This is a genomic window from Marinitoga arctica (assembly GCF_054657315.1).
This window is the reverse complement of record NZ_BAAHYY010000006.1, coordinates 88,036-96,331: the sequence shown is the minus strand read 5'-3', so window position 1 is coordinate 96,331 and position 8,296 is coordinate 88,036. Positions and strand designations below refer to the sequence as shown.

The 8,296-nt window shown below is 28.6% G+C and carries 7 protein-coding genes and 1 pseudogene; 2 read left to right on the top strand and 6 right to left on the bottom strand.

Translation table 11 applies throughout. The features are described from left to right. From ACYQ44_RS03355 to ACYQ44_RS03330, 6 genes and pseudogenes are all read right to left on the bottom strand, one after another. Nucleotides 1–348, bottom strand: a pseudogene (locus ACYQ44_RS03355) (transposase); the annotation flags it as partial. Between the two features lie 270 nt (nt 349–618). Beyond that, entirely contained in the window at nt 619–2,058 is a 1,440-nt protein-coding gene (gene gatB, locus ACYQ44_RS03350) for an Asp-tRNA(Asn)/Glu-tRNA(Gln) amidotransferase subunit GatB (protein ID WP_459995212.1), read from the bottom strand. After that, nucleotides 2,059–3,402, bottom strand: a complete 1,344-nt coding sequence (gene gatA, locus ACYQ44_RS03345; RefSeq protein WP_459995210.1) for an Asp-tRNA(Asn)/Glu-tRNA(Gln) amidotransferase subunit GatA — start codon at nt 3,400–3,402, stop codon at nt 2,059–2,061. Nucleotides 3,403–3,428: 26 nt separating this feature from the next. Then, nucleotides 3,429–4,946: an HD domain-containing protein gene (locus ACYQ44_RS03340; RefSeq protein ID WP_459995208.1), complete on the bottom strand. Its 1,518-nt coding sequence runs from the start codon at nt 4,944–4,946 to the stop codon at nt 3,429–3,431. A gap of 10 nt (nt 4,947–4,956) precedes the next feature. Then, nucleotides 4,957–5,664 carry a rhomboid family intramembrane serine protease gene (locus ACYQ44_RS03335; RefSeq protein ID WP_459995207.1) on the bottom strand — a complete coding sequence of 236 codons (708 nt, stop codon included), beginning with the start codon at nt 5,662–5,664 and terminating at the stop codon, nt 4,957–4,959. Nucleotides 5,665–5,689: 25 nt separating this feature from the next. Then, nucleotides 5,690–6,634, bottom strand: a complete 945-nt coding sequence (locus tag ACYQ44_RS03330; RefSeq protein WP_459995206.1) for an ROK family protein — start codon at nt 6,632–6,634, stop codon at nt 5,690–5,692. Between the two features lie 113 nt (nt 6,635–6,747). Between ACYQ44_RS03330 and ispD the strand changes: the two genes are divergently transcribed. Beyond that, nucleotides 6,748–7,443 (top strand): 2-C-methyl-D-erythritol 4-phosphate cytidylyltransferase, encoded by a 696-nt coding sequence (gene ispD, locus ACYQ44_RS03325; RefSeq protein WP_459995204.1) that lies wholly within the window; start codon nt 6,748–6,750, stop codon nt 7,441–7,443. After that, complete coding sequence (locus ACYQ44_RS03320; protein WP_459995202.1) at nt 7,436–8,287, top strand: deoxyribonuclease IV; 852 nt, start codon at nt 7,436–7,438, stop codon at nt 8,285–8,287. Before ispD ends, ACYQ44_RS03320 begins: the two co-directional genes overlap by 8 nt. The last annotated feature ends 9 nt before the right edge of the window (nt 8,288–8,296 follow it).

Sequence of the window (8,296 nt, the reverse complement as noted above, 5' to 3'; positions counted from 1 at the left end):
AAGCAATTAAAATATCCTTTACTCCTCTTGCTTTCAAATCATTTAAAACACTCATCCAGAATCTTGAAGATTCATTCTTTTCAATATATATACCCAAAATATCCTTATAACCATCAAGATTAATACCAATAACGTTATATATAGCTTTTTTCTTTACAATACCATCTTTCTTTGTGGTTCAAATTCTCCATTTCTATCTCTTGGAACAGTTAATTCCATATCACCATTCTTAGTTATTACCGTTTTCTTTGAATAAGCATTTCGATAATTATCATTATCATCATTTTTTCTTGAATATTTTTCATATCCTAATTCATAATCCATTTCTGCTTTTAACATTTCTTCAAGCATTATTTTTACAAGCTTTTTACTTATATATTCAACATCTTCTCAATCTTTAATACCATTTTCTTTTATATACTGTTTTATGAATTCTCTATCAACATTACCAAGAATTTTTTCATTTTCTTCTTTTCTTTTCCTTGGCATTATTATCCCCCACAAATTATTTTCCTCTTATTTTTCACTTTTTTAAATTTCTAACTCCTTCACTTTTTATACTACCGAATTTTATTTATAATTGAGGCTTCTATATAGAAGCCTCAAGCTTTTAATTATTTACATGTCACCATCTAATAATTTTTTGACAATTTCATTAGCTTTTTGTGGATTAGCTTTTCCCTTTGTTTCTTTCATAACTTGACCTACAAAAAAACCAAATAATTTTGTTTTTCCATTTTTATATTGTTGATATTGTTTTTGATTATTTTCAATGATTTTCTTTGCAATTTCTTCTATAACCGAATCATCATCAATTTGTTCTAACCCTTTTTCTTTTACTATTTCAGAAGGCATTTTTCCATTTTTAAACATTTCTATAAATACATCTTTTGCTATTTTGGTTGATATTTTTCCAGAAGTTATTAAATCTTCTAATTCTGTATAATGTTCTGATTTTATTTTTACATCTTTTAGTTCAACGTTATTTTTGTTCATTTCTCTCATTAAATCAGTAATTATTAAATTACTTACAAATTGTGGATTTTTCACGTTTTTAACAGCTTCTTCAAAGTAACTTGCCAATTCTTTATCACCTGCTAAAATTTCTGCGTCATATTCTTTTATTTTATATTCTTTTATAAATCTTTTTGCTTTTTCATCAATCATTTCTGGCATTGTTTTTTTAATTTCTTCTATTTTTTCTTGAGTTACAATTATTGGAGGAATATCTGGTTCTGGAAAATATCTATAATCAGCTTCCTCTTCTTTTGATCTCATAGAGAATGTGGATTTTGTAGAGAAATTCCATCCTCTTGTTTCTTGAGGTATATTTTCACCCTTTTCCATTAATTCTATAATTCTATTTCTTTCGTATTCTAGTGCTTTTTCAACAAATTTAAAAGAATTAATATTTTTTACCTCAACTCTATTACTTTGGATGTTTTTTTCTGTATCTGTTATTGAAATATTAGCATCACATCTTAATGCGCCTTTCTCCATATCGCCAGAGGATATTTCTGCGTATCTTAATATATTTCTTAATTTTTCCATGAACTTTCTGGCTTCTTCTGGAGATTCTATATCCGGTTCTGTTACTATTTCTATTAAAGGTATTCCACTTCTATTATAGTCAACATAGCTGTACGATGCATTTTCTAAATCTTCACCTTCATGAAACATTTTACCGGAATCTTCTTCAAGATGCATTCTTTGTATTCTTATTTTTTTTCCATCTATTTCTATATAACCATTATTTGCTAAAGGGTAAAAATATTGTGTGATTTGATATCCTTTAGGTAGATCAGGATAAAAATAGTTTTTTCTGTCAAATCTTGAGTATTCATTTATTTTTGCGTTTAAGGCTATAGCAGCTTTGATACCTAAATTTAAAGCTTCTTCGTTAAATACAGGCAATGCGCCAGGTTGTCCTGTACATACAGGACAAATATTTGAATTTGGTTCACTTTCAAAAGCATTTGCAGAACAAGAACAAAATGCTTTTGTTTTTGTTAATAATTGTGTGTGTATTTCAAGACCAATTGTTGTTTTATATTTCATTTAAAGCACCTCCGCTAATTCAAGAGTTCCAAAAATATTTTCGAATTGTTTTGCTATTCTCAATAATTTAGCATCATTTAAAGGTTTTGATATTAAATGTATCCCAAATGGAAGTTCATTTATTTTTCCTGCAGGAATACTAATTGCAGGAGCGCCAATCATATTTGCTGGTATTGTAAATAAATCCATTAAATAATATTGCAAAGGAGAATTTAACTCCCCAAATTTTGGAGGTAATATAGGTGATGTGGGAGTTAATATAGCATCATACTTTTCAAAGGCTTTTTCGAAATCTTGATTTAATAAATTTCTTATTTTTGCAGCTTTTGCAAAGTATGCATCATAATATGCAGAGCTTAATGTAAATGCTCCCATAAATATTCTTCTTTTTACTTCGATACCAAAACCTTCATCTCTTGTTTGCATATATGTTTCTTTTAAAGAATTATTCTCTTTTCTTAATCCGTATCGCATTCCATCATATCTTGAAAGATTTGAACTTGCTTCAGATGGAGCAATAATATAGTAAATAGAAACTGTATATTTCAAGTGCGGAATATTTATTTCTTCTACTTCAATTCCATTTTTCTTTAAAGCTTCTACATTTTCTCTAAATTTACTTAACACATCATTTTCTATTCCCTCTAATTCAAAAACTTCTTTAGGAACAGCAATTTTTACGTTTTCTAATTTTTCGTTTATTTTCGAGGTTAAATCCCATTTTATATCTAATGATGTGGAATCATTTTCATCTTTTCCACTCATAATTTCTGTAACTATTGCAGCATCCTCTACATTTGTTGATAACACTCCAATTTGATCTAATGAAGAAGCAAAAGCAGATAATCCATATCTTGATATTGCTCCATATGTAGGTTTAAATCCTACTATTCCGCAAAAAGATGCAGGTTGTCTAACAGAACCACCTGTATCTGACCCTAAAGCAAATGGAACTATTTTAGCAGCAACAGCAGCAGCAGAACCGCCACTTGAACCACCTGGAATTCTGTTTAAATCCCATGGATTTTTAACAGGGCCAAAAGCAGAATTTTCATTTGAACCGCCCATAGCAAATTCATCAAGATTTGTTTTTCCAACTACAGTAAATCCTGAATCTAACAATTTTCGAACTGCAGTAGCTGTATATGTTGAATTATAATTTTCCAGAATTTTTGATCCGCATGTATTTTTTGTTCCTAATACTTGAATATTATCCTTTACTAAAAATGGCGAAGAATAATATTTCCCTTCTTTATTTCCTTCTATTATTTTAAATTCTAAAACAGCATTTATTTTTTCATTTATTTTTTTTGCTTTTTCTATATCGAATTTAAAGTTTTTCATCTAAATTCCTCCCAGTATAAAATTTCTTACCATCTTGTTGTTATATTAATTCCTCCAACCTTTGGAATTAAATTTAATCTTTTTAATATTTCTCTTTTATCTTCTGTTAGATAAATTCTAGAAATTTGTATTAAATTACTTTCCATAAATTTATATGCAGGATATCTTTCAAATACTTCATCAAATCTTAACACATCACCATTATAGTCTAGTATCGATACATCAGTAGATAAGAATTCTTTTGGATGCATTAGAGCTAGTTTGTATGGTGTGTCAATGATAAATAAATTGTCAAAATTATCAAGTATATAAGATAATTCTTGTTTGTCTTCTTTAGAGATATCTGTTTTTATTATATTTTCTATATTTGTTTTTAATTGTTTTAAAACATTTTCCGCCACACTAACACTTATAACTGATGGATCAAGACCTGTTGTTGAAAATGGAATTTCAATTAATAATTTCCATAAATCCCTAGATTTTAATCTTTTTACTAATTCATGAGCTTTAGCTACTTTATCGGCTTTTTGCATTAATTCAGGACTTATTTTAAATAATTCATTATTAGATTTATCATATAATTCCTCATATACAATTTCAATTTCATTTATTATCCTTTGGTCTGTTAATGATGTAAATTTATCTAAATCTTCTACTCTTGATTTTAAATCCAAAATATCATCTGCTAATCTTAGTATTTCCTGAATCATTTGATCAGCAGCTCTCGATGTTTTATGGAAATATACATTTTTATACATCATGAACCTGGCGAATAATACAGTATATATATTATCTATAATTTTAATATTATAACACAACTTTTCTCTATTATTTGCGGTTTTTATAGAGGAATTTCTTATTATTCTATCTAAATCACCTGTTCCAAAATCTCTTGTTCCTGCATAATAAGAATCTCTTAAAACGAAATCTAGTCTATCAGCACCAAGAGGACCTTGAACAATGTTGAATTCAGGACTTCCACCGGTATTTTCTGTTTCAAATAATTCATTTATCATTGTCATAACATCTTTTAATCCTTCTTTTATGGAGTTTTCTTCATCAATAACATCTTTTCCAATAGTTAAAGATAAATCTTTTAAAAAGTCTTTTTTTGTTCTAGGATCATTTAGTTTTTTATAAACATTATATGTTTGATCAATTAATTTAGTATTTAAAATTTTCTTTCTGTATTCGTCATGTCCATCTACTAGCCCCATTCTTTTGTATATTACATCATCAAATTGATGACTATATGGGCCATGACCAAGATCGTGAAGCAGTCCTGCAAGTCTTAATATTCTAGTTTTTTGATGATTATTTTTAAAGAGTTTTTTTGCATATAATCCAGCAATATGCATGACTCCTAATGAATGTCCAAATCGTGTGTGTGTTGCACTTGGATAAACATATTCTGCTCCTGCTAATTGACTAAGATATCTTAATCTTTGAACTAAAGGAGTATCTGCAATAACTATTTCCAATGGATATATAAATATTTCGGAATAAATAGGATCTCTTGAGACCTTAAAATATAATTTTTCCATATAAATCCCCCTAACTTAAAAGGTATTGTATATCAGTTATTAAAAGCCATATAAAAGATATTAATATTAAAGATAAGCTTGTATAACCAGCTATTTTCCATTTTTTATATGATGTATATGTATCAGAAACAGATGTCATCCAACCAAATGTAAAACCAACAATTAAACCACCAATATGAGCAAGATTATTAATTCCTGATGATGTAAACCCTAAAAATAAGTTTATAAGTATAACAGGTAATAACGCAGTTCCTGTCATGGGTTTTAACATAGGTGGTGTATCATCCCTAAATCCTGCACCAAATAATAATCCTATTAAACCAAATATAGCTCCACTAGCTCCAACTGAAAAGGCATCTGGCATAAATAATTGAGTTAATGCTGCACCACCTATACCAGAGGAAAGATAAATAGTTATAAATTTATATGGTCCGTATACTCTTTCTACTATGGTACCGAGATAATATAAGGCATACATGTTAAAGAATAAATGTAAAAGACCACCATGAACAAACATTGATGTTATAAATCTGAAGTATTGATGAGATATAGATATCAATTTTCCATATTGAGCTCCTGAAAAAATCAAAGTGTAAGGATTAGAAAATGCGTTAAACCCACCACCAAAAACAAACATCAATGCAAATATTACGATATTCCACGTAAAAATTTTTTGGCTGACATTATCAAAATTGAAAAACTTTTTTATATAATCCATATTTCCACCTCTATTAGTTTATAAATTATCGCGAATGATACATTGCTGCAGCAGAAGCGCCTAAAATTCCAGCATCCTCTACTAATGAAGATAACATAATTTTAAATGAATTTCTAAATGATGGCATTAAATAAAAATCTACTTTTTCTTTTATTGGTTCTAATAAGAGTTTTCCTGCTTTACTCATTCCACCACCGATAATAACCATTTCAGGATTAAATATATGTACAAAATTACTTATTGCTTTTGCTAGAGCATCTGTAATTTTATCTACAACCATTTTTGCTACCATATCATTTTGTTCTAATGCCATAAATACATGTTTAGATTCAATATTTTCTATACCACCTGCTAATTTTGCAACTTTGTTATTAGGTATTTTTACAGAGAATTCTTTCGCCCATCTTGCAGTATTTTTTGCAGATGCAATTGCCTCAATGCATCCTCTTGAGCCACAACCGCATAATGGTCCATCAGGTTCTACAATAACATGACCTAATTCTGTTCCTATGCCATCTTTCCCTGTGATAAGAATTCCATGTGAAACTACACCGCCACCTATCCCTGTTCCTAAAGTTAAGGCTACAAAATGTTTTAGACCTTGTGCTGAACCAAAATACCATTCTCCTAATGCAAATGAATTTGCATCATTTTCAACAAATGTGGGAATTTTTAATTTTTCTGAAATAAAGCGAGCTAATTCAAAATTATGAAAAGGAAGATTTGGAGCATATCTTACAACACCATGATCTCTATCTACAGAACCTGGTGAACCAATACCAATACCTTCAACTCTATTTAAATTATTTTCAGCAACGAGATTTATTGTTTTTAAAATATTTTCAACAACCTGAGTTTCTCCCATTTCGGCTTCAGTAGGTATTGCAACTTTATTTATTATTCCCTTGTCTTTTGAAACTAATCCTGTTTTTATTTCTGTTCCACCTAAGTCGACGCCTATTAAATACATCTATATCTCCCCTTTCTTAATAAAGAAATTGTTATTTTAACATATAATGTTGTATAATTAAAATGAAATAATACCATTTTTAAAAAAGGATTTTAAATAAATGAGGTGGTTTTATGAATATCGGTATTATTGTTGCTGCTGGTAAGGGTGAAAGGACAAAATTAAGCTACCCTAAACAATTTTACCAGATTTTAGATAAAAGTTTGTTAAGAATTGCATTAGAAAAATATGAATATTCAAAAATGATTCATAAAATAATAGTAGTAGCTAATGAAAAATTTATGGAAGAAACAAAATATGAATGTTATGGAATTAACAAGGTTTATGATATAATTAAAGGTGGTGATTCAAGGCAAGAATCTGTATATAATGCTTTAAAATATTTATATAATATTTTTAGTTTTGATGTTTCTATTGTGTCTATCCATGATGCTGCAAGACCTTTTATTAGTGTGTCAAAAATTGATGAAAGTGTAAAAGCAGCTCAAAAATATGGTTCTGCAATATTAGCCTTGCCTGAAAAAAATTCTGTTTCTTATGTCGTTGAAAATGTTATAAATAAAATTCTTGATAGAAATGAGATATATTTACATCAAACACCGCAAACATTCGATTTTCAAAAGTTATATAAGGCATATACAAATTTTGAGAATGAATTAAAGAGTTTTACAGATGATGCAAGTATCTTTCATAAAGCGGGTAATTTTGTGAGAATTATTCCTGGAGAAGAGTATAATATTAAAATTACTACAGAATTTGATTTGAAATTTGCAAAATGGTTGATAAAGGAAGGTAAAATAGATGTTTAAGATTGGAGCTCATATGAGTACTTCTAAAGGATTTTATAAAGTGCCTGAAGCAACAGTAAATATAGAAGGAAATACTTTTCAGATATTTTCACATAGTCCTAGAACTTGGAAAATTAAAATACCTAAAGAATCGGATATTATTAAATTTAAGGAGAAAATGAAGGAATTTAATATTGATTTTGAAGACGTTTTAGTACATTCGGGGTATTTGATTAATCTTGCAACACCAAATGACGAAAATTGGGGAAAATCTATTAAGCTAATGATTGATGAGATAAAGGTTACATCTATGCTTGGAATTAAACATTTTAATGTTCATCCTGGTTCGCATCTTGGTGAAGGTGATGAATTTGGTTATGATAGAATTGCTAAAGCGCTAGATATTATTTTAGGCGAATTAAACGATTTAGATATAATAATTCTACTTGAAAATGTGGCTAAAAAAGGTGGAAATATAGGTTGGAAAATGGAACAACTTGGCGAAATTATTAAAAGAAGTAGTTATCCTGATAAATTGGGAATTACATATGATACATGCCATGGTTTTGATTCAAATTATGATATTAGAGATAAAGATGATGTGAGAAGGTTATTGAATGAAATAGATAAATATATAGGTATAAATAAATTTAAGATGATACATTTGAATGACTCAAAGTTCCCGTTAGGTGCAGGAAAAGATAGACATGAGTTTATTGGTAAAGGCGAAATAGGAATAGAAGGATTTAAAACATTTTTATCTTTTGATGAAATAATTAAATTACCTATGCATCTCGAAACACCAGGTGATGATAGTGAGCATGCAGAGGATATAAAGACAGTAAAAAGAATTTTAGGAATTTAAGGAAGGGGT